Origin of the sequence: Sphingomonas sp. (assembly GCF_035317925.1) — a bacterium.
In the GTDB taxonomy this organism is placed as follows: Bacteria; Pseudomonadota; Alphaproteobacteria; order Sphingomonadales; family Sphingomonadaceae; genus Sphingomonas_I.
The window spans coordinates 12,225-32,373 of record NZ_DATHFV010000194.1 but is presented as its reverse complement, the minus strand read 5'-3'; the positions used below and the strand labels follow the sequence as shown (position 1 = coordinate 32,373).

19 protein-coding genes are annotated in these 20,149 nt (G+C 66.1%); 7 read left to right on the top strand and 12 right to left on the bottom strand.

The features are described from left to right. Positions 1–8: 8 nt before the first annotated feature. Complete coding sequence (locus VK533_RS14510) at positions 9–1,022, top strand: glycoside hydrolase family 5 protein (RefSeq protein ID WP_324378888.1); 1,014 nt, start codon at positions 9–11, stop codon at positions 1,020–1,022. Here VK533_RS14510 and VK533_RS14505 read toward each other — a convergent pair whose 3' ends face one another. The 5 genes from VK533_RS14505 to VK533_RS14485 all read right to left on the bottom strand — a co-directional run bounded on the left by VK533_RS14505 (position 1,023) and on the right by VK533_RS14485 (position 4,512). Continuing rightward, on the bottom strand, positions 1,023–1,808 hold the full coding sequence (locus VK533_RS14505) for a phosphatase PAP2 family protein (RefSeq protein ID WP_324378886.1): 786 nt from the start codon (positions 1,806–1,808) through the stop codon (positions 1,023–1,025). An 11-nt stretch (positions 1,809–1,819) separates the two neighbouring features. Then, complete coding sequence (gene dcd, locus VK533_RS14500) at positions 1,820–2,374, bottom strand: dCTP deaminase (RefSeq protein ID WP_324378884.1); 555 nt, start codon at positions 2,372–2,374, stop codon at positions 1,820–1,822. 74 nt (positions 2,375–2,448) lie between these two features. Then, a complete protein-coding gene (locus tag VK533_RS14495) occupies positions 2,449–3,534 on the bottom strand; it encodes a hypothetical protein (protein ID WP_324378882.1) in 1,086 nt (361 codons plus the stop codon). Positions 3,535–3,560: 26 nt separating this feature from the next. Beyond that, positions 3,561–4,034, bottom strand: a complete 474-nt coding sequence (locus VK533_RS14490; RefSeq protein WP_324378880.1) for a cytidine deaminase — start codon at positions 4,032–4,034, stop codon at positions 3,561–3,563. Beyond that, positions 4,027–4,512 (bottom strand): UPF0262 family protein, encoded by a 486-nt coding sequence (locus tag VK533_RS14485; protein ID WP_324378878.1) that lies wholly within the window; start codon positions 4,510–4,512, stop codon positions 4,027–4,029. The genes VK533_RS14490 and VK533_RS14485 overlap by 8 nt, the downstream gene beginning before the upstream one ends. 113 nt (positions 4,513–4,625) lie before the next feature. Between VK533_RS14485 and VK533_RS14480 the strand changes: the two genes are divergently transcribed. Next, the gene (locus VK533_RS14480) at positions 4,626–6,125 is read left to right on the top strand and encodes a replicative DNA helicase (RefSeq protein ID WP_324378877.1); all 1,500 of its coding nucleotides are present in this window, start codon (positions 4,626–4,628) and stop codon (positions 6,123–6,125) included. 77 nt (positions 6,126–6,202) lie between these two features. Beyond that, positions 6,203–9,007: a pitrilysin family protein gene (locus VK533_RS14475; protein WP_324378875.1), complete on the top strand. Its 2,805-nt coding sequence runs from the start codon at positions 6,203–6,205 to the stop codon at positions 9,005–9,007. 68 nt (positions 9,008–9,075) lie between these two features. Here the strand turns inward: VK533_RS14475 and VK533_RS14470 are convergent, their stop codons facing one another. The 4 genes from VK533_RS14470 to VK533_RS14455 form a co-directional block, all read right to left on the bottom strand. Further along, positions 9,076–9,351 carry a hypothetical protein gene (locus VK533_RS14470; protein ID WP_324378873.1) on the bottom strand — a complete coding sequence of 92 codons (276 nt, stop codon included), beginning with the start codon at positions 9,349–9,351 and terminating at the stop codon, positions 9,076–9,078. Between the two features lie 68 nt (positions 9,352–9,419). Beyond that, complete coding sequence (locus VK533_RS14465) at positions 9,420–9,836, bottom strand: flagellar export chaperone FliS (protein WP_324378870.1); 417 nt, start codon at positions 9,834–9,836, stop codon at positions 9,420–9,422. Then, a complete protein-coding gene (gene fliD, locus VK533_RS14460) occupies positions 9,836–11,557 on the bottom strand; it encodes a flagellar filament capping protein FliD (protein ID WP_324378868.1) in 1,722 nt (573 codons plus the stop codon). The genes VK533_RS14465 and fliD overlap by 1 nt, the downstream gene beginning before the upstream one ends. Before the next feature lie 75 nt (positions 11,558–11,632). Further along, the gene (locus VK533_RS14455; RefSeq protein WP_324378866.1) at positions 11,633–12,772 is read right to left on the bottom strand and encodes a flagellar type III secretion system protein FlhB; all 1,140 of its coding nucleotides are present in this window, start codon (positions 12,770–12,772) and stop codon (positions 11,633–11,635) included. Between the two features lie 85 nt (positions 12,773–12,857). Here VK533_RS14455 and VK533_RS14450 point away from each other — a divergent pair, with 85 nt between their 5' ends. The 4 genes from VK533_RS14450 to VK533_RS14435 are packed head-to-tail and all read left to right on the top strand — an operon-like array spanning position 12,858 to position 16,938. Next, on the top strand, positions 12,858–13,658 hold the full coding sequence (locus VK533_RS14450) for a CoA ester lyase (protein ID WP_324378864.1): 801 nt from the start codon (positions 12,858–12,860) through the stop codon (positions 13,656–13,658). 58 nt (positions 13,659–13,716) lie between these two features. Then, a complete protein-coding gene (gene guaB, locus VK533_RS14445) occupies positions 13,717–15,177 on the top strand; it encodes an IMP dehydrogenase (RefSeq protein WP_324378862.1) in 1,461 nt (486 codons plus the stop codon). 22 nt (positions 15,178–15,199) lie between these two features. Next, positions 15,200–16,378 carry an RsmB/NOP family class I SAM-dependent RNA methyltransferase gene (locus VK533_RS14440; RefSeq protein WP_324378860.1) on the top strand — a complete coding sequence of 393 codons (1,179 nt, stop codon included), beginning with the start codon at positions 15,200–15,202 and terminating at the stop codon, positions 16,376–16,378. Positions 16,379–16,407: 29 nt separating this feature from the next. Further along, on the top strand, positions 16,408–16,938 hold the full coding sequence (locus tag VK533_RS14435) for a tetratricopeptide repeat protein (RefSeq protein ID WP_324378858.1): 531 nt from the start codon (positions 16,408–16,410) through the stop codon (positions 16,936–16,938). Here the strand turns inward: VK533_RS14435 and rsmA are convergent, their stop codons facing one another. Genes rsmA through VK533_RS14420 form a run of 3 tightly spaced genes read right to left on the bottom strand, consistent with a single transcriptional unit; the run spans position 16,939 to position 20,031 of the window. Further along, entirely contained in the window at positions 16,939–17,787 is an 849-nt protein-coding gene (rsmA, locus tag VK533_RS14430) for a 16S rRNA (adenine(1518)-N(6)/adenine(1519)-N(6))-dimethyltransferase RsmA (RefSeq protein WP_324378855.1), read from the bottom strand. Continuing rightward, positions 17,757–18,773 (bottom strand): 4-hydroxythreonine-4-phosphate dehydrogenase PdxA, encoded by a 1,017-nt coding sequence (gene pdxA, locus VK533_RS14425; RefSeq protein WP_324378853.1) that lies wholly within the window; start codon positions 18,771–18,773, stop codon positions 17,757–17,759. The genes rsmA and pdxA overlap by 31 nt, the downstream gene beginning before the upstream one ends. Beyond that, positions 18,751–20,031, bottom strand: coding sequence for a peptidylprolyl isomerase (locus VK533_RS14420; RefSeq protein ID WP_324378851.1), 1,281 nt, complete (start codon positions 20,029–20,031; stop codon positions 18,751–18,753). The genes pdxA and VK533_RS14420 overlap by 23 nt, the downstream gene beginning before the upstream one ends. Between the last annotated feature and the right edge of the window lie 118 nt (positions 20,032–20,149).

The window sequence follows — 20,149 nt, the reverse complement described above, 5'->3', positions numbered from 1 at the left end:
AGACGAGGATGCGGGCGTTCTGGAAGGGAGCATGCGCGCTGGCTTTGGCCGCGATGGGCGTCGGCATGGCGCATGCCGCCAAGCCCGCGCCTTCAGCCTGGGATCAGGATCGCGTGCTCGGCCGCGGCGTCAACATCATCGGCTATGACCCGCTGTGGAAGGATTTCCGCCAGGGCCATTTCAAGACCTATCATTTCTTCAAGATCCGTCAGGCCGGCTTCACCACCGTGCGTATCGTGCTCCAGTCGTTCGAGCATATGGATAAGCATAACCAGCTGCCGCAGAAATGGATCGATACGCTCGACTGGGCGGTCAACGGCGCGACCCATGCCGGGCTCAACGTCATCGTCGATGAGCATGATTATAATCTGTGCAGCGAGAATCCCGACGCCTGCCACGACAAGTTGATCGCCTTCTGGCGACAGGTCGGCCACCATCTGCGCAAGCGCAACAGCAACGTGATGTTCGAGCTGCTCAACGAGCCGCACGGGCCCCTCGACGCGGCCAAATGGAATGCCACGCTGCGCGAGCTGATTCCGATCGTGCGGCGGGACAATCCGACGCGGACCCTGGTGATCGGCCCGACCCAGTGGAACAGCCTCCACCAGATCGACACGCTCGAACTGCCGGAGAATGACCGGCACATCATCGTCACCTTCCATTATTATGACCCGATGCGCTTCACCCACCAGGGCGCGAGCTGGGTGCCGGCATTCGCCAACGTCTCGGGCGTGACCTGCTGCACGGCGGAGGAACGCGCCAAGATCGACAGCGATTTCGACCAGGTTTCCGCCTGGTCGAAGGCGCATGATCGGCCGATCCTGCTCGGCGAATTCGGGGCGCGCGAGGGCGGCGACATGGCGTCGCGCGTCGCCTGGACGAGCGCGGTCGCGCGCTCGGCGGAGCGACACGAATTCGCCTGGACCTATTGGCAGTTCGATGGCGACTTCATCGTGTGGGATATGAAGAAGGACGATTGGGTCCGCCCGATCCTGGGCGCGCTCATTCCCGGCAAAGGCTGATTATTTCAGCCCCGCCAGTATCGATTTCGCGGTAAGCGCCGCTTCAGTCGAGCAGCCCGCGACCGCGGGCGCCAGCGCCGGATTGGCGCGCGCCGCCGCGAGTTCCTGGCGGGCGGCGGCGAGATCGGTCTGGTAGGCGACTGTCGCGCGCACCGTCTGCATCGTCACCGTCGCGCCCAGCCGCCCGGCCTCGACCGCGCTCATATTGTGCGCGCCGCACACGATCCGGCTCTCGCCGTAGGCGCGTGCGCGGGTCAGGATCGGCGTTGCGCGATCCGGCTCGGCGTCGGTCAGCACCAGTCCGAAGGTCCAGCCGCGCGTCGTGTGGCCCGAGGGATAATCGTAGCTCTTGGCGAGCTCTTCCTTCGATTCGCACACTGGCCCCTTGTCGATCAGGAACGGCCGCAGCCGCTGCCAATGATCCTTGGCGGCGTTGTTGGCATGCGCCGTATCGGCATTGGCGTTGGCGAGCAGGCGATAGGTGGCGGGCGCGGTTTCGGGCGACAAGGTAACCCCTGCCGCGCAGCTGAAATCCTTCATTACGTCGATGACGGAGGAGGGGACGTCGCTGGTCGCAAGCTGCCCGCGCGGCGTGTTCAGCATCGCGCGGGTTTGCTTGAATATCTTGCGGTCGGCTTCGTAGCGTATCTCGCCCTTGAGCGGTGCGGGCGGAAGGATCGTGGTCAGATCGACGGTCTGGCTGAGATAGCCGCGATAGTCGGTCGCGGCGATCGCGGCCGCGGCCACACCGATCAGTGCGACTACGCGCAGGCCGCGAAGCGTCATCCGATCATCCTTCACAGGCGCGGCAACGTGACGCCGGTCTGCGCCATATATTTGCCGGCGCGGTCGGCATAGCTGACCTCGCACGGTTCATTGCCCTTCAGGAACAGGAACTGGCACGCGCCCTCATTGGCGTAGATCTTGGCGGGCAAGGGCGTCGTGTTGGAGAATTCAAGCGTAACATGCCCTTCCCAGCCGGGCTCGAGCGGGGTCACGTTCACGATGATGCCGCAGCGCGCATAGGTCGACTTGCCGAGGCAGATGACGAGCACGTCGCGCGGCACGCGGAAATATTCGACCGTGCGGGCGAGCGCGAAGCTGTTGGGCGGGATGATGCAGCAATCGGTCTTGCGATCGACGAAGCTGTTGTGCGCGAAATCCTTGGGATCGACGATCACGCTGTCGATGTTGGTGAAGATCTTGAATTCGTCGGAAACGCGCGCGTCATAGCCGTAGGAGGACAGGCCATAGCTGATGCAGCCGTCGCGGCGTTGTGCCTCGACGAACGGCTCGATCATGGCATGCTGCTGTGCCTGTTCGCGGATCCAACGATCGGATTGGATGGACAAATTGCAGGCTCCCCGAGGTGTGCGTGTGCGCGCTGGATTAGCGCCACTTTACCCGGTTTGGCCAGCCGCGCGGATCAGTGTGTGATCGGGGTCCCGGCAGTGCCAGCCAGAAGAGGCCGCGACGCGCGCACCAGATCGCGCAAGGCGGCCGGCACGAGCGCCAGGCCGACCGGCAGCAAAGGCGCGAACAGGAAACCCCAATAGCTGTTGTCGGGTCTGCCGAAGACCAGGAAGGCGGCCATCCACACGCCCAGCATCGCGGCCGTGCGCAGCGCATAAGCCCCGGGCCAGGCGCACCAGCCGAGTAGCGCCAGCGGCGTCGCCACCGCTGCGACCCATACGGGCAGTCCCATCAGCAGCGACGATTGCCGCGCCAGCGCGAGATCGAAGCGCCAGCCGCCCAGGCCAAGCCAGCCGGGCGATGTCACGTCGCTGGGAAGCGCCACCGCGCCGACCGAAATCATATGCAGCGTGAGCGAGGCGGTCGCGATCGCGGCGGCGCCAATCCAGGCCCGGGCCTCGCCCCGGTTGCCGCTCGCCCGGGCGGTACCCGCCATGACCAGCAGGAACGGGAATGCGAGTTCGCGCAAAAGGGCCGCCGTCAGGCCCAGCGCAACGCTGAACAGCCAATGGCGCTCGGTGCGGCAGGCGAGCGCGAGCGTGATCAGCAAGCCGGCCCAGATTTCGTGCCATACCCACATGCCAGACTGCACGAACGCACCGGCCGAGGTGGCGCTGAGCAGGATCGCGATCTCGCGGAACGGGGTTTTGAGCCGGGGCACAAGCCGGATCACGGTGGCCGCCGTTGCCGCCACCGCAAGCAGGCGGAGCAGCCATTCGGCGCCGACCGGACCGACCGTCGCTGCGATTTCCGCCAGCAAAGGCTGGCGTACGGCGGTGAAAGGCTTGAGCGGATAGCCGCTGGCGCGATGCTCCGCGGCGGCGGCGGGGTAATAAGCCTCGCCGCCGGCCACGCGCGCGGCAATCTGACGGTAGAGCGCGGCGTCGCCGCCGCCCGCGGCCCCGCCCGGCGTACCCGACGGGCGCATCGCCAATCCGGCGCCGATCACCAGAATCAGCGCCAGCAACAGGCCGAGCGCCGTACCGGGCGACAGATGCACCAGACGTGTGTGCGTGAAGGGCGATCGATGGGCGGGCATCGCCCCGGATCATGCCCCGGGAGCGGTTAAGAAGGGGTGTCGTGGGCCAGATCGGCGGGGCCGAATGCGTAGGGCAGCAATTCGGAAAGCGCATGGCGGCGTATCAGCGTGCCGTCGGCCGAACCGCAATAGACGATGATATCGCGGCCGCCGAGGTCGGCCGCCTCGTTCAAGATCTGGCGGCAGCGTCCGCAGGGGTAGATCGGCATGTCGCCCTCGACGCCCTTCGGCGTGATCGCGCCGCCGACGATCCCGATCGCAACCACATCCTTCAGCCGTCCCGCGACGTTGGCCGCCGCCAGCGCGACGGTTTCGGCGCAGAGCGACAGGCCGTAGCTCGCATTCTCGAAATTGGTGCCGGGGACGATCGTGCCGTCCTCCAGCAGCAACGCCGCGCCGACCGCGAATTTCGAATAAGGCGCGTAGGCGTTCTTGAGCGCATCCAGCGCATGGTCGATCAGCACGCGGCCGGCGACATCCTCGATCGGCACCTCAGCCACGGATGTGGAGCGCTGCGATCAGGGTGAAGAGCCGCCGCGCGGTCTCGAAATCGATCGTCACCTTATTCTCCAGACAGTCCATCAGCAGCTCGGCGCCGCCATTGTGGATTCCGCGCCGCGCCATGTCGATCGTCTCGATCTGGGCCGGATTCTGCTGCTCGCCGAGCGCGCGGAAATAGCTCTCGCAGATCGCGAAATAATCCTTGATCGGCCGCCGGAAGCGCGTGAGCCCGAGCTTGATCGTCTCGAGCGGCATCTTGCCGGTATCCGCGATGTCGATCGCCAGCCGGCCTTCCTCGACTCGCAATGTCACGCGGTAGGGGCCGGCATGACCCTTCTCCATCGGCCGGCGCGGCTCGAATCGGTTGCCCGCCAGCAGATCGTGAATCGCCACCTGCCGCTCGCGATCGGCTTCGATCGCGCGGGTCGGAAAGGTGTCGTCATCCAGTTCGATCGCAATGATGCGCGGGTCGGCCATCGATCCCGGTCTATCGCCGCGAGCAGGGCTTGGCAAAAAACATGCCCGCTAAATTTTTTATCCACAGGGCTTCCGACTTGGCCAAGCCGAGGTGCGGGGGCATGGGTTCTCAAATGGCAGAACCGATCCGACTCGTACCGATGCCGCCAGAGGGCGGCCCTCCCGCGCTTCCGCACAATGTGGAAGCCGAGGCGGCTTTGCTCGGCGCGCTGATGATCGACAATAGGCTGGTTGAGGATGTGCAGCTCAAGCTGCGCCCCGACCATTTCTATGAGCAGGTTCACGGCCGCATCTACGAAGCCATTCTTCGTATGACCGACAAGAACATGGTCGCAAATCCGGTCACGTTGCGGCCGATGTTCGAGGCCGACACCGAAATCAAGGAATTGGGTGGGCCCGCCTATCTCGCGCAGCTTACCGGCTCGGGCGCTGCCCTGATCGGCGCGCGGGATTTCGCAACCCAGGTCTATGATCTCGCGCTTCTGCGTGCGCTGATCGGCGTTGGACGCGAGATGGTCGAAAAGGCGGTCGATACGTCTGAATCGGTCGATCCCAAGAGTCAGATCGAAGAGGCGGAGGTCGCGCTTTATCGCGTGGCAGAGGAGGGGGGCGAACAGGGTTCGGTCAAGACCTTTGCCCAAGCGACCAAGCTCGCGGTGGAGCAGGCGGAGCGCGCGCTCAATTCGGGCGGCCACGTTTCGGGCGTCACGACCGGTCTCGACAGTGTCAATTCCAAGATGGGCGGTTTGCATCCCTCCGATCTGATCATCCTCGCCGGGCGTCCCGGCATGGGCAAGACCTCGCTCGCCACCAATATCGCGTTCAACGCGGCGCGCCGCCTGACCCGCGACCGAGAAGACGGCGTTCCGGACGACAAATCGGTCGGTGCTGGGGTCGCCTTCTTCAGTCTGGAAATGTCGGCCGATCAGCTGGCGACGCGCATTCTGGCGGAGAATTCGGGGATCAGCGCCGAAAATCTGCGCATGGGCAAGATCAGCCAGCAGGATTTCCGCAATCTCGCGCGCGCTGCCGCCGAACTCGAAGGCCTGCCGCTCTATATCGACGACACGCCGGGCCTGACGATCGCGGCGCTGCGCACCCGCGCGCGCCGGCTCAAACGTCAGCGCGGCATCGGTATGATTGTGGTCGATTATCTTCAGTTGCTCCAAGGCTCTGGCCGGAATGCCGGCGAAAATCGGGTGCAGGAGATTTCGGAAATCAGCCGTGGCCTCAAGCAACTCGCCAAGGAATTGTCGGTCCCGGTGATGGCCTTGTCCCAGCTCAGCCGCGCGGTCGAAAGCCGCGAGGATAAGCGGCCGCAGCTTTCGGATCTGCGCGAATCCGGCTCGATCGAGCAGGACGCCGACATCGTGCTGTTCGTGTTTCGCGAAGAATATTACGTGAATGCGCGCGAACCCAAGCGGCCGGATTCCACCAGCGGCACGGAGGTCCATGCCGCGCACGAAAACTGGATGAAGGAGGCGCAGGACGTGTTCGGCCTGTGCGAGCTGATCGTCGCCAAGCAGCGCCATGGCGCCACCGGCAAGGTGAAGCTCAAGTTCGAGGCCCGGATCACCAAATTCAGCGATCTCGCGGACGAATATGCCGGCTAAGCTGCCGTTCAAGCCTTAGCCTCTTTTCTTATCCGGCCGTTGGGCGCACCAAGCGCCCCTCATAATCCGGAGCATCCATGCGCCTCGTCTCGCTCGCCGCGCTTGCCAGCGCGCTCGTTTTTGCAACGCCGATCCATGCCGCGCCTGCCGCGATCGCGCCGCTCAGTTTCGTCGAACGGACCTTGCCCAATGGCCTCCGCGTCTTCGCCATGCCCGACAAGGGCACGACCAGCGTCTCGGTTCAGGTCTGGTACGATGTCGGCGGCCGCGACGATCCCAAGGGGAGATCGGGTTTCGCGCACATGTTCGAACATCTCATGTTCAAGTCGACGCGCAACATGGCGTCGGAGGAGATGGACCGGCTGACCGAGGATGTCGGCGGCAACAACAATGCGTCGACCGACGACGATTTCACCGAATATCACGAGGTCGCGCCCGCCAACCATCTCGAGCGGCTGCTATGGGCGGAATCCGAGCGGATGGGCGCGCTGGTGGTGGACGAGCCGACCTTCGTGTCCGAGCGTCAGGTGGTGGAGGAGGAGCTGCGCGGCGATGCGGCGCGGCCTTATGACAATCTGTTCCGGCTCGACGTGCCGGCGGCGAGCTACACGACCAGCTCTTATGCGCGCTCGCCGATCGGCAGTATCGCCGATCTCGACGCCGCCACCCTGGACGATGTGCGTGCCTTCCACGCTCAATATTACCGGCCGGACAATGCCGTGCTGGTTGTGTCGGGCAATTTCGATCCGGCCCAGCTCGACCGCTGGGTCGATCGCTATTTCGGCCCGATCGCGCGGCCGGCCTGGCCGATCCCGCGCACTTTCGTGGCGGAGCCGCCGCGCACGGCGGGCCGACGTTACATCCTGCATGCGCCCAACACGCCTTTGCCGGCGGTGGTGCTGACCTGGCAGTTGCCGCCCATCACCGACCCCGATCACGCGGTGATCAATGTGATCGACGGGATTTTGTCGGGCGGGGAGAGTTCGCGGCTTTATCAGTCGCTGGTCTATCATGACCAGGTCGCGGCGGAGACGGGCGTGCAGGCCGACATGCGCAAGGGCGCGGGCATGTTTTCGGTCTATGGCGTCGTCGCCGGCGGCAAGGATCCGCAGACGGTTGAGGCGGGGCTGCGACGGCAAGTCGGCCTGATGCGCGATCAGGGCGTCACCGCCGAAGAACTGACCCGCGCCAGAAACCAGGTCCTGACCTCCGCGCTCAAGGAGCGCGAGACGGCCGAGGGGCGCGCCAGTACGCTCGCGGCCAACGTGATTCTCGAACAGGATCCGCACGCGGCCGACAAGCGCCTCGCCGCGATCCAGGCAGTCACCGCCGCCGACGTCCAACGCGTCGCGCGGCGTTTGCTCGCGGACGATCGCGCGGTGACGATTACCTATCTCCCCGCTCAGGATGGCGCAGCGATGGAATCGGTGCCGATAGCGGCGACGGTCGCCACGACCGCCCTGGCTGTTCCGCCCAACGTTCCGGTGGTGGTCGCCGCGGCGCCGGCCGAGCGCGTCCAGCCGCCCGCGCCGGGCGCGCCGGTTACGCCGGTGCTGCCGGTGCCGGTCGAGCGCCATCTCGCCAACGGCATGCGCCTGGTCGTGATCGAACGTCACGCGCTGCCGATCGTGACCGCCTATATGGTTGCCGACGGCGGCTCCTCGACCGATCCGGCGGGCCGGGCCGGTCTTGCCGAGCTGACCGCCGATCTGCTCACCAAGGGTACGCCGACCCGCTCGGCCACCGATGTCGTGCGCGAGGTCGAAACGCTCGGCGGCGCGATCGGCGGCGATGCGGTGCGGGACGGCATGTTTCTCAGCCTCACGGTCAAGTCGGACCAACTCGCACCGGCGATGAATGTCTTCGCCGACGTCGCCATGCATCCGACCTTCAAGCCCGAAGAGCTGGAACGCGAGCGCGCCCAGGCGCTCGACGGTCTCAAGGTCGCCTATAGCGAACCCAATCAGCTTGCCTCGATGGTCGCGTCGCGCGCCGTCTATGGCGATGGGCCTTATGGCAAGCCCGCGGACGGCACGCCGACGTCGCTACAGGCGATCCGCCCGGCAGACGTTGCCGCCGGCTACCGCGCTTATTGGCGGCCGGATGCGACCACTTTGGTGATGGCGGGCGATATCACCGTCGATCAGGCCGAGCAGATGGCGAAGGCCTTGTTCGGCGGTTGGGCCAGGCCGGCCACGCCGCCGCGACCGTTGCCGTCGGCAGGCGTTCCAGCCCTGCCGCACATGGTCGTGGTCGACATGCCGCAGACGCCGCAGGCGTCGGTGGTGGTCGCGCGCGTTGCGATCGCCCGCAGCGATCCGCGTTATTATCCGATGCTCGTTGCCGATGCCGCATTGGGTGGCGGCTTCAGCGGGCGGCTCAATCAGGAAATTCGGGTCAAGCGCGGGCTCGCTTATGGCGCCGGCTCGTCCTTCCAGGCACGCCGTTCGCCCGGGCCGCTCGCGGCTTCGACCAGCACCAAGAACCCGACCGTCCCCGACGTGATCGATCTCATTCGCGGCGAGATGACGCGGATGGGGACCGATCTGGTGCCTGTGGCCGAACTGGATGCGCGCAAGGCGACGCTGGTGGGATCGTTTGGCCGCGAGGTCGAGACCACCGACGGACTTGCCGGCTTCCTCGCCGGGCTGGTGCTGGAAGATGTCTCGCCGGGCGAAATCGGGCGCTATTCGACCGGGGTCAACTCGGTCACGCCGGAACAGGTGCGCAGCGTTTCGAAGGAGCTGATCGATCCGGCGCCGGCAAGCGTGATCGTGGTCGGCGACGCGGCGCAGTTCCAGGCGAAATTGCAGGCCAAGGGGGCGAAGGCGCAGATCATTCCTGTCGCCAAGCTCAACCTGGACAGCGCCGGTCTGCAATAGCAGGCCCCAGCACGATCCCGACAACGCCGGTCTGCATTAGCAGTCCGGCGCGCCAGGGAGACGTTAATTCACGCGATCAGCTTGGTGGCTTCGGCGCCCATCATCAGGATCGCCATCCACAAGGCGGCGGAGGCCGAGACGATCAGCGCCAGGCTGCGGCGCGGCGACCATTTGTCGACATCGGTTGCGGTGGCAGCGACGGTGCGCTGGGCCAGATGCTGCTGAAGCGCGAGCACGGGTGAAGGCGTGGACGCGAAATCGCCCAGATCGCTGCCCAGCTGCGGCGCCGGCGCGGCCGAAGCCTGCGTCGACAGATACTCTTCACGAAGCTTAGCGACCGCCATAAATCACCTCTGCACCTAAATATGCCCCCGAACTATGCCTCCAAGAGCCTTTCCAAATCGTTACTATTCTAGGTTAGATTTCCGTTAACGCCGGGGCCGATCGCCTCCCACGCGCTGGACACGGTGGCGAGCATATCGCGCACCTGGGTTATCGCGGTCTGGCGGTCGATGCCGGGCGTCGGTCCGAGCAAGCGGCGCGCCTCGCGGTAGATGCGGCCAAGATTGTCCGCGATCTCGCCCCCCTTGGTATAATCGAGCGAGGATTCGAGCCCGTGCAGCAGCGAAATGACCCGCGCCTGCGTGGCGTTGCGGCGTGCCAGATCGCGCGCGGCCTCGGCCGCCTGCAGCACGCCCAGCCCCTTCAGAAGCTCCTCGAACATGATGAGGACAAGGCCATGCGGCGTCGCGCCCTGGACGCGGGACGCAACGTCGATGTCGCGATAGCGCGCGTCGGGCGCGGCGTAGCGGGATGGGGCTCCGAACATTAGTCTGATTTGCTCCACGCTGCGATTTGCTGGGTCATGTAGGATTGGATCGATTTGTACGACGCGACGCGCGTGTTCATCGTCGAGAACTGGTCGGTGAGCTGATCCTTGTAGGCGCTCTCCTGCGTCTGCAGCTTGGTTTGTGCGTCCGCGAGCGACTTGGTCTGGTTGGTCAGCGAGGCGCTGAGCGAATCCAGGACGCCACCGGTCGCACGCAGGCTGTCGCGGATGCCCTGAAGAATGCCTGACAGGCCAGCATCGATCGTGATCGTGGCGGTGCCGACATTGCCGAGCACCTGGATAGCGAGGCCCGGAGCCACCGACGTTATCGAGGCGACCAGGCCACTGGGATCGGTAGAGCTGGGCAGGAAGCTGGTCTGGTCCACACCAACGCCGAGTTTTCCCCCGACCGGCGGACCTAGAACGATGCTGCTGACCGTATAGGTGCCAGGCTTGGTATTGCCGATCGCGCTCGTCACCTTGATCAGCGGATTGTCGCTGCGTTGGGTCGGATTGAACATCGCCTCGACCGCATCCGGATAGGTCGCAAGCGCGGTGGCGAGCTTGGTGCTGTCGACCGTGAGCGTGCCGTCCTGCCCGGTCGAGACGCCGATCTCAGCCAGCGTCTGCGGCCCGTTGGGATAGGAGCTGAGCGCGGTCGAGGTGATCTTCGACAGCTGGGTCTGCATCTGGCGGATCGCGGCGTTGCCGTAGAGCGGGCCCTGGCCGGTGCCGCCGCTGCCGACCGCGGTCGCGGCCGAAAGTTCGGCTTTCAGCGAATTATAGGCCGAGACATAATCCCCCACCGCCTGCGTGATCGCGTCGGTCGGACGCGTCAGGCCCAGGTTGACCGTGGTGCCGACCTTGGCCGAAACCAGGTTGAGCGTCACGCCCGGGATCAGATCGCCGATCGAATTGCTGCTGTGGCTGCTGTCGACGCCGTCCATGCGGACGATCGCATCCTGCGCAGGCTGCGCCTGCGTCATCTGCTCGCCGGCGCCGGTCGAGGCGAACCGCGTCAGATCGGTGCTCGCGTCGTCATTGGCGGCTAGCGAGAAGCTGTTGGCCGCGCCGGTCTGCCCCTTGATGACAAGCCGCGCACCGCTCGAATCCGTCACGACGGTCGCGGTCACACCGCTTGGCGTTGCGCCCGTGTTGGTTGCGTTGATCGCGGCGGCGAGCCCGCTCATCGTGTTGTTGGCTGCAGTGATCGCTATGTTGAAGGTAGGCGCCGAAGTGCCCGTTCCGACTTTCAGCGTGAGGCTGCCCTCGCCGACGGGAGTCGCGGCCGTCAGAAGCGTTGTCGAAACGAGCGATTGTGCAGTCGCAAGCTGACGGACCTCGATCTGCGCCGAGAGCGCGCTGAGGTTGGTGCCGGCCTGCGTGGTCGCCGTCAGGATCGAACTGTCCGAGGTGGACGGCTGCGACTTGAGCGTCCCGCCCGCAACCAGCGACTGCAGCGCGCTGGCGAAAGCATCGATGCCGCTGGTCAGCGTGCCGAGCGTGCTGATCTTGGCGGTATTCGCGGTCTGCTGATCGGTGATCGCGCTGACCTTGGGATCGTAGCTCGCCGAGACGAGCTGCGAGACGAGCGTCGTCGTGTCGATGCCCGAACCCGCGCCGAGCGCGGTCAGGATCGCCGAACCGTTCGGCGCCGACGACGAGGTCGTCGACGTCGTCGCGGGCGTCGCGGTCGACGAGGTGGCTGAGGTTGTGGTCATTGCAGCATCGGCTCCGGTTTGGAGTAACGGCTAAAACGGAGGTGGATTAAGGCCGCCGGGTCGCGGCTCGCATGGTTAATTGGCGACATTGCCGTCCTCGTCGAAACGGACGTCGGCCGGCACCTCGACCGTCGGCTGGCCGACGCCTTCGGCCATGGCGCGGTCGAGGTTGAAGACGAAGGCAAGCACCGTCGCGACGGCGATATAGAGGTCCTCGCGGATGATCTCGCCCGGCCGCGACGTGTAATAGATGGCGCGGGTCAGCTGTGGGTAGGACAGCATCGGCACCGCATTGTCGTTGGCGAGTTCGCGGATCGCCTGCGCGGTCTCGTCGGCGCCCTTGGCGAGAACGATCGGCGCGGCGTCGAAGCCCGGGCGGTAACGCAGCGCGACCGCGAAGTGGGTCGGGTTGGTCAGGATGAGGGTCGCTTCCTTGACCGCCTTGCGCGCCGACGCATTCAGGATCGCGCGCTGCTTGCTGCGGATATGGCCCTTCATCTCGGGCGAGCCATCCGATTCCTTATGCTCGTCCTTAACTTCCTGCTTGGTCATCCGCATGCGGGCGTTGCGGCGGATGATCTGGATCGGCACGTCGATCCCCGCAATGCCACCGAGCGCCAGCGCCATCACCAGCACGATGAAGCGGAAGATCCGGCCGATATCGGTAAGCCCGCTCACGATGTCCTGGCGGCCGAGACCCATGATCTGGCCCCAGCGTCCATGCAGCGTAAAATAAGCGATGCTGCCGAGCAGGATGACCTTGGCGAAGGCCTTGCCGAATTCGACGATGCCCTGCACACCGAACAGGCGCTGGATGCCGGTCAGCGGGTTGAGCTTGGCGGGCTTGAAACCGAGCGCGCTCGGGCGGAAGCCAAGTGAGCCGGTCATCGCCGGCGTGCCGACCGCGGCGGCGGCGGTAAAGGCGAACAAGGTCACGAGCGGCATCACCACGATGGCCAGCAGGCTCAATATGGCGCGCGAGGGATTGAAATTGGCGATGTCGCCGGCGTTGAAGGTCAGGCCTTGCCCGAGCATCCTTTCGCACGCGCCGACCATCCACGGGCCCGCGAGCGCGATCCAGGCGGCGCCGGCGAGGACGGTGACGGCCGTGCTGAGCTCTTTCGACTGAAGGACGTCACCGCGCTCCGCCGCCTCACGCTCGCGCTTGGGCGTCGGCGATTCTGTCTTCTGATCGCGATCGGGCGTGTCGGCCATGATCGCTTTCTGACCGAGCGAGGTTAATAGCCGGTTAGGACAGGTTGCGATTTTGTGTGGGCACGCGGCGCGCTAGAGGATGACGATGCTCGATAACATTCGTTCGGCCCTGTTTCTGCCCGCCTCCAATCCGCGCGCGATCGAAAAGGCGCGCGGGCTGGCGTGCGACCTGGTCATTCTCGATCTGGAGGATGCCGTCGCCGATGCCGACAAGGACAGCGCGCGTACGGCGGCGGTAACCGCCGCAGACGGCACGTGGGGCGAACGGCTGCTGGCCGTCCGGCTCAACGGACGAGGACCGTGGCACGACGCCGATCTTGCGGCTTTGGCCGGACTTTCGGCGATTGACCTGATCGTCGTGCCGAAGGTCGAGACGCCCGAATATGCCGAGGCGCTGGCGGGCCGGCTCGCGCGGCCGCTACTGGCGATGATCGAAACGCCGTCCGGTATCTATGCCGCGCGCGACATTGCCGGCGTGGCGGGCGTCGTCGGCCTGCTCGCGGGCTCGAACGATCTCACCTCCGCGCTGCGCCTGCCGGGCGGGCGGGCCGGGCTGACGCTGGCGCTGCAATCGATCGTGCTGGCGGCCCGCGCGGCGGGGATCGCCGCGTTCGACGGCGTGTTCAATCGGCTCGACGACCCGCAGGCCCTCGAAGTGGATTGTATCGCCGGGCGGGCGATGGGGTTCGATGGCAAGAGTCTGATCCACCCCAATCAGATCGATGTGGCCAATGCGGTCTTCGGTCCATCGGCCGAGGAACTGGAGGAAGCGCGTGCGCTGATCGCGGCCGCGACCGGCGGTGCCGAGCGTTTCCGCGGTCGCATGATCGAGGCGATGGACGTGGATGCGGCGCGACATGCGCTGAGGCGAGCAGGGCTGGCCTAGCGCACCGGGCATCCCCCGCCTATATGGCCCCGAATCCTTCTTACATCCGCGGGGATTCATGACCATCGAACTCGGCCTTACCTTTGACGACGTACTGCTCCGGCCTGGTGCGTCCGAGGTGTTGCCGACTGCCGCCGACACCAGCACCCGCGTGACGCGCGAAATCGGCCTGATGATCCCGTTCATGTCCTCGGCGATGGACACCGTCACCGAGGCCGACATGGCGATCGTGATGGCGCAACTGGGCGGCATCGGCGTGCTCCACCGCAATCTCGACATCGATGAGCAGGCGGCTGCGGTGCGTGCGGTCAAGCGGTTCGAAAGCGGCATGGTCGTCAATCCGATTACGCTGACGCCGACCCAGACACTGGCCGAAGCGCGCGCGCTGATGGAGCGTCATCACATTTCCGGTTTTCCGGTGGTCGAGAAAAGCGGCAAGCTGGTCGGCATTCTGACGCATCGCGACATGCGCTTTGCCGAGCGGCCCGATCAGCCGGTCGCGGAACTGATGACGAGCCAGAATCTCGCCACGGTCAGCACCGGTGTAAGCTCGGCCGATGCCCAGCGCCTGCTCCACCAACGCCGGATCGAGAAATTGCTGGTGGTCGACGAAGCCTATCATTGCGTCGGCCTGATCACGGTCAAGGATATCGAGAAAGCGGTGACTTATCCCACCGCAACCAAGGACGGTACCGGCCGGTTGCGCGTGGCCGCGGCCACCACCGTCGGCGACAAGGGCTTTGCCCGCACCGAGGCGCTGATCGACGCCGAGTGCGACCTGATCGTGATCGACACCGCGCACGGCCATAACAGGGAAGTGGCGCGCGCGGTCGAGCGGGTGAAGCGCCTGTCCAATTCGATCCAGATCATCGCCGGCAACGTCGCCACCGCCGAAGGAACGCGCGCGCTGATCGACGCGGGCGCGGACGGGATCAAGGTTGGGATCGGCCCGGGATCGATCTGCACCACCCGCGTCGTCGCGGGCGTCGGCGTGCCCCAGCTCACCGCGGTGATGGAAGCTGCCGAAGAAGCCTGGAAATCGAACGTGCCGGTGATCGCTGATGGTGGGCTGCGCACCTCGGGCGATGTCGCCAAGGCTCTGGCGGCGGGCGCATCGAGCGTGATGGTCGGATCCTTGCTCGCGGGAACCGACGAAGCGCCGGGCGAAACCTTTCTGTATCAAGGGCGTGCGTTCAAATCCTATCGCGGGATGGGATCGGTCGGCGCGATGGCGCGCGGCTCGGCCGACCGCTATTTCCAGCAGGAAGTGCGCGATCAATTGAAGCTGGTGCCCGAAGGAATCGAAGGCCAGGTGCCCTATAAGGGTCCGGCCAAGGACGTGATCCATCAGCTCGTCGGCGGCGTGAAGGCGGCGATGGGCTATACCGGCGCCGCGACGTTGGAGGAGCTGCGCCAGCGCGCGCGCTTCATCCGCATCACCAATGCGGGCCTGCGTGAAAGCCACGTCCATGACGTGACGATCACGCGCGAGGCCCCCAATTACCCCTCGTTGGGGTGATTTTCGCCGCGGGCATGGCTGAATGACTCCGGCCGCTCGCCTCCAGGCCGCGATCGAGATCGTCGATGAGGTAGTCGCCGCCGCGCGTGGTGGCGGGGCCGCCGCCGATACGCTGATCGCGCGCTATTTCAAGACGCGCCGCTATGCCGGTTCGAAGGATCGCCGCGCGGTCCGCGAGCTGGCTTACGCCGCGATCCGCCGCGCGGGCGAGCTGCCGGCGAGCGGACGCGCGGCTTTGATCGGGCTGACGCAGGATCGGCCCGAATTGATCGACCTGTTCGATGGTTCGCATAATTGCCCGGTGCCGATTGGCGATGAACCCGCGGCGCCCGCCGGGATTGCGCCCGCCTGGCTTGAGAAGAAGCTCGCGGCCACGCTCGGACCGGGGGAACTGCCGGCATTGCTCGATCGCGCGCCGCTCGATTTGCGGGTCAACCGTCTCAAGGCGACGCGGGACGAGATAATGCGTGAATTGCCGGACGCAGTGCCGGGCGCGCTTTCACCCGATGCGCTGCGCCTGCCCGAAGGCTCCAGGGTCGAGGATCTGCCTGCTTTCAATCAGGGGCGGGTCGAGGTGCAGGACGAGGGCAGCCAGCTGATCGTCGCTGCCTGCGCCGCCGCGTCCGGCATGATCGTGGTGGATCTGTGCGCGGGAGCGGGCGGCAAGACGCTCGCGCTCGCGGCGGCGATGGCGGGGCAGGGGCGGCTGATCGCCTGCGATGTCGATCGTTCGCGCCTGTCGCGGCTCGCGCCGCGCGCCCAGCGCGCCGGCGCGACGTTCATCGAGGCGCGACTGCTCGACGGCAATCGCGAGGCGCAGGCGCTCGCCGATCTCGCGGGCCAGGCGGACGTGGTGCTGATCGACGCGCCTTGTTCGGGCACGGGCACGTGGCGCCGCAATCCCGAGGCGCGCTGGCGCCTGACCCCCGACCGGCTCGACCGGTTGCGCGCGATGCAGGCGACCGTCCTCAGGACCGGCGCGCCGCTGGTCAAACCGGGCGGACGGCTGGTTTACGCGGTCTGCTCGCTGCTGGACGAGGAGGGCAAGGCCCAGATCGACGCCTTCCGCGCCGCCAACCCGGAGTGGACGCTTGTCGATCCGCTCGAAGCAGGGCTCCCGCACGGCCCCGGTCGCCGGCTCACGCCCGCCCATGACGGCACGGACGGCTTTTTCATCGCCGCGCTGGCCCGCACGTGCTAGATCGCCAATCTCATATACTGGAGTTGTTGATGCGTTTCTCGCCTGTCGCGCTCGTTCTCGCGCTTGGTCTCGCCACCCTTTCCTCAAGCAGCTTCGGCCAGCGCCGGGACGATCAGATCGATCCGCGCAGCCTTGCTTTGCTGCATCAGGGCGAGGCGCTGCGCGCCGCCGGCAACTTCACCGGCGCGGAAGACATGCTTGAAAGCGCGCTCGCGATCGATCCGCGTAACCGCAGCGCTTATGTCGCGCTTGGTCGGGTCGCGCAGGGGCAGGGGCTGCCGGGCAAGGCGGTGCGCTTCTATCGCGACGCGCTCGCGCTGGATCCCAACGATCTGACCGCGCTCGCCGGCCAGGGCGAGGCGATGGTCCAGAAGGGCGCGGTCGAACGCGCCCGCGTCAACCTCGCGCGCATCAACCAGCTCTGCAAGGGCAGTTGCCCGCAGGCGGTGGCGCTCAACGCCGCTATCGCCAAGGGTCCGCCGGTCGAAGTCGCGGTCGCGCAGGCGACGACCAAGGTTCCGCCCAAGGGCCAGGAAGCCGAGACCCAGAAGCAGCAATAATCAGGAAAGCGAGCGCGCAACCGCCACGAAATCCTCGATCGTCAGCGTTTCGGCGCGACGGGTCGGATCGATCCCGACCTTTTCCAGCGCGGCCAGTCCGCCGGGCAAGCCCTTGAGGCTCTGGCGCAGCATCTTGCGCCGCTGACCGAAGGCCGCGGCGGTAAGGCGTTCGAGCATGGCAAAGCGAACGCCCTCGGGCTGCGCTGCGGGTACGATATGCACGACCGCCGACATCACTTTTGGCGGGGGCACGAAGGCCGATCGGTGGACGGGCAGCGCGATCCTGGGCGTCGCGCGCCACTGGGCGAGCACCGCCAGCCGGCCGTAATGATCGCTATCCGGCTTCGCGACGATCCGCTCCGCCACTTCCTTCTGGAACATCAAGGTCAGCGATTGCCACCAGGGCGGCCAACGCTCCCCGCTGAGCCAGCGTACCAGCAAGGCGGTCCCGACATTGTAGGGCAGGTTGGCGACGATATGCGCGCCTTCGCCGACGGTCACGGCTTCGTCGATGTCGAGCGCATCGCCCTGGATCACGTGCAGTCTGCCCGGAGCGGCGTCGCTCAATTCGGCCAAAGCGGGCAGGCAGCGGCGATCGCGCTCGACCGCGGTGACGTGCGCGCCCGCGCCGATCAGCGCGCGGGTAAGCCCGCCCGGTCCCGGGCCGACCTCATAGACGCGTGCTTCGTCCAGCGGGCCCGGTATGCGCGCGATCCGGTCGAGCAACTGGCCGTCGAGCAGGAAGTTCTGGCCGAGCGATTTCTCGGCGGACAGGCCATGCCGCGCGATCACGTCGCGCAGCGGCGGCAGATCCAGCTTCACTGGACGCGCGCGCGATTCTCCGCGCATTCATGAGCGAGCCGGATCGCGGCGATGGTTGCACCCGGATCCGCCTGATTCTTGCCGGCGATGTTGAACGCGGTGCCGTGGTCGGGCGAAGTGCGGATGATCGGCAGACCGAGCGTGATGTTGACGCCTTCGTCGAAGTGCAGGGTCTTGAGCGGGATCAGCGCCTGATCGTGATAGAGGCACAGCGCGGCGTCGTATCGCGCCCGCGCGCGAGGATGGAACATCGTATCCGCCGCGAGCGGACCGTCGATATAGATGCCTTCCTCGCGCAGCCGTTCGAGCGCGGGGATGACGATATCGATCTCCTCGCGGCCGAGCGCACCGCTTTCGCCGGCATGGGGGTTCAGCCCCGCGATAGCGAGGCGCGGCCGCTCGATCCCGAAATCGCGCGCCAGACCGCGTTCGGTGGTGCGCGCGCGCGACACGATCAGGTCGATCGAAATGACGTCCGACACGTCCTTGAGCGGAATGTGCGTGGTGATCGGCACGGTGCGCAAGGTTGGCCCCGCCAGCATCATCACGACATTTTCGCGTGCGATACCACAGCGTTCGGCGACGAATTCGGTCTGACCGGGATGGACGAAGCCGATGCCGTAGAGCTGCGCCTTGGAGACCGGTCCGGTCACCAGGCCGCAGGCCGCGCCCGATCGCGCCAGGCCGACCGCAAGTTCGAGCGAATCCAGCGAGCAGCGCGCGCCGGGAATATTGGGCTCGCCCGGTATGATCTCGCCCGCATCTTCAAGCTGGATCAGCGGCAACGCCTCGCCGAACACGGCCAACGCGTCCGCTGGTTCGGAGATGCGCGCGATCGGGCCGGACCAGACCGCCTCGATCGAGCGCACGTCGCCGACCACGAAGAAGGGGTGCAATCCCTGCTCGACCCGGCGCTCCCAGGCCTTGGTGGCGACTTCGGGGCCGACGCCGGCGGGATCGCCGAGCGCCACCGCGAGCGGGGGCAGCCCGTCAGCGATATTCGATGACGGCATCGCGCCGTATGTCGCGCAGATAACGGCGTGCGCGCATGTTCACGCGTTCGTCCGACATTTGCGTGGAGACCTCGTCGAACGACGGCACGGTCTTGTCGATCGGATCGTCGCGTCCGCACACGACCAGGCTATGGACGCCGCCCTCCGAACCGCCAAACGGTGGGGTCGCCTCGCCGACGCGCAGGTCGATCAGGATCGGCTGGAGCTGCGGGGGCAGATCGCGGATCTTGATCTGGTCGCTGTCGACTATCTCCGCATTCCACTTCTTTGCGAAGTCGGCCACGTTGCCGCACCCCTTGAGGGTCTTCAGATCTTCGGTGAAGGCGGTGACCTTGGGCTGCGCCGTCGCCTTGTCGACGTTGGCCGGAAAGCTGATCGTGATCTGCTTGAGCGTCACCAGCGCGTCGCGCGGATCGGTGGTCAGCACCTGGCGCTTGTCGACCAATGCAATGATCGAAAAGCCGCCACCGACCGGGATCGGTCCGCCGACCTGGCCGGGGGTCATGTCCTTCACCGCATTGGCGAGCTGATCGGGCAGCCGTTCGGCGCGCACCCAACCCAAGTCGCCGCCGACCGGCGCGGTCGAGGCTTCCGAATATTGGCGTGCATAAGCCGGGAAGGACGCGCCCTGGCGGATCTGTTCGAGGATACGCTGGGCGTTCGCCGCCACCTGCTGTTCGTTCGCCGGCGTCGCCGACAGATAGATTTCGGAGACGTGATATTCCGGCGCGCCCTTGTCGGCCTGCATCCGCTTGATGACCTGGTTGACCTCTTCGTCGCTCACGCTGACGAACGGTTCGACCTCGCGCCCGAGCAGGCGGCGCCACGCCATTTCGCCTTCGATCTGGCGCTTCAGCGAAACGTCGCTCGATCCCATGCCTTTGATCATCGCGCTGAATTCGGCAGGCGTCTTCTTGAACTGGTTGGCGGCGCGCGCGTAGGAGGCGGCAACCTCGGACTTCTCGATCGTGATCTTGTTGGCGGCAGCCTCCTGGATCTCGAGCGTCTCGTCGATCAGGTTGGACAGGACCTGCGCGCGCAACCGTTCCCTTTCGTCATCCGGAATCTTGCCGTTGCTCGACGCGAGCACCAGCGCCAGACGCTGATCGACGTCGGTATCGGTGATGATCGCACCGTTGATGATCGCGGTCGCCTTGCGCACCGACGGGTCGCGCGGCGCCAGCAGCTTCACATCGTCGGAAAGGCCCAGAGCACTCGCCGCCGACTGATCGTCATCGGACTGCGCCCGCGTCATCATGGGTGTCGCCGTCAGTATCATGGCGGCGAGAAAACTCCCCGCACGCATCATCCTACGTCCCTTCACGCCCACTCCGTCGCTTATCGGTAAGGGCCCGCCATGGCCCAATATGGCTGAA

Bases quoted from the DNA above. Each gene is read 5' to 3' on its own strand.
- fliD (WP_324378868.1), bottom strand. From the start codon at position 11,557: ATGACCACAACCTCAGCCACCTCGTCGACCGCGACGCCCGCGACGACG.
- pdxA (WP_324378853.1), bottom strand. From the start codon at position 18,773: ATGCCGTCATCGAATATCGCTGACGGGCTGCCCCCGCTCGCGGTGGCG.
- VK533_RS14495 (WP_324378882.1), bottom strand. From the start codon at position 3,534: ATGCCCGCCCATCGATCGCCCTTCACGCACACACGTCTGGTGCATCTG.
- VK533_RS14505 (WP_324378886.1), bottom strand. From the start codon at position 1,808: ATGACGCTTCGCGGCCTGCGCGTAGTCGCACTGATCGGTGTGGCCGCG.
- VK533_RS14420 (WP_324378851.1), bottom strand. From the start codon at position 20,031: ATGATGACGCGGGCGCAGTCCGATGACGATCAGTCGGCGGCGAGTGCT.
- VK533_RS14440 (WP_324378860.1), top strand. From the start codon at position 15,200: ATGACTCCGGCCGCTCGCCTCCAGGCCGCGATCGAGATCGTCGATGAG.
- VK533_RS14465 (WP_324378870.1), bottom strand. From the start codon at position 9,836: ATGTTCGGAGCCCCATCCCGCTACGCCGCGCCCGACGCGCGCTATCGC.
- VK533_RS14485 (WP_324378878.1), bottom strand. From the start codon at position 4,512: ATGGCCGACCCGCGCATCATTGCGATCGAACTGGATGACGACACCTTT.
- VK533_RS14480 (WP_324378877.1), top strand. From the start codon at position 4,626: ATGGCAGAACCGATCCGACTCGTACCGATGCCGCCAGAGGGCGGCCCT.
- VK533_RS14475 (WP_324378875.1), top strand. From the start codon at position 6,203: ATGCGCCTCGTCTCGCTCGCCGCGCTTGCCAGCGCGCTCGTTTTTGCA.
- VK533_RS14470 (WP_324378873.1), bottom strand. From the start codon at position 9,351: ATGGCGGTCGCTAAGCTTCGTGAAGAGTATCTGTCGACGCAGGCTTCG.
- VK533_RS14455 (WP_324378866.1), bottom strand. From the start codon at position 12,772: ATGGCCGACACGCCCGATCGCGATCAGAAGACAGAATCGCCGACGCCC.
- rsmA (WP_324378855.1), bottom strand. From the start codon at position 17,787: ATGCGCGGAGAATCGCGCGCGCGTCCAGTGAAGCTGGATCTGCCGCCG.
- VK533_RS14435 (WP_324378858.1), top strand. From the start codon at position 16,408: ATGCGTTTCTCGCCTGTCGCGCTCGTTCTCGCGCTTGGTCTCGCCACC.
- VK533_RS14450 (WP_324378864.1), top strand. From the start codon at position 12,858: ATGCTCGATAACATTCGTTCGGCCCTGTTTCTGCCCGCCTCCAATCCG.
- VK533_RS14510 (WP_324378888.1), top strand. From the start codon at position 9: ATGCGGGCGTTCTGGAAGGGAGCATGCGCGCTGGCTTTGGCCGCGATG.
- guaB (WP_324378862.1), top strand. From the start codon at position 13,717: ATGACCATCGAACTCGGCCTTACCTTTGACGACGTACTGCTCCGGCCT.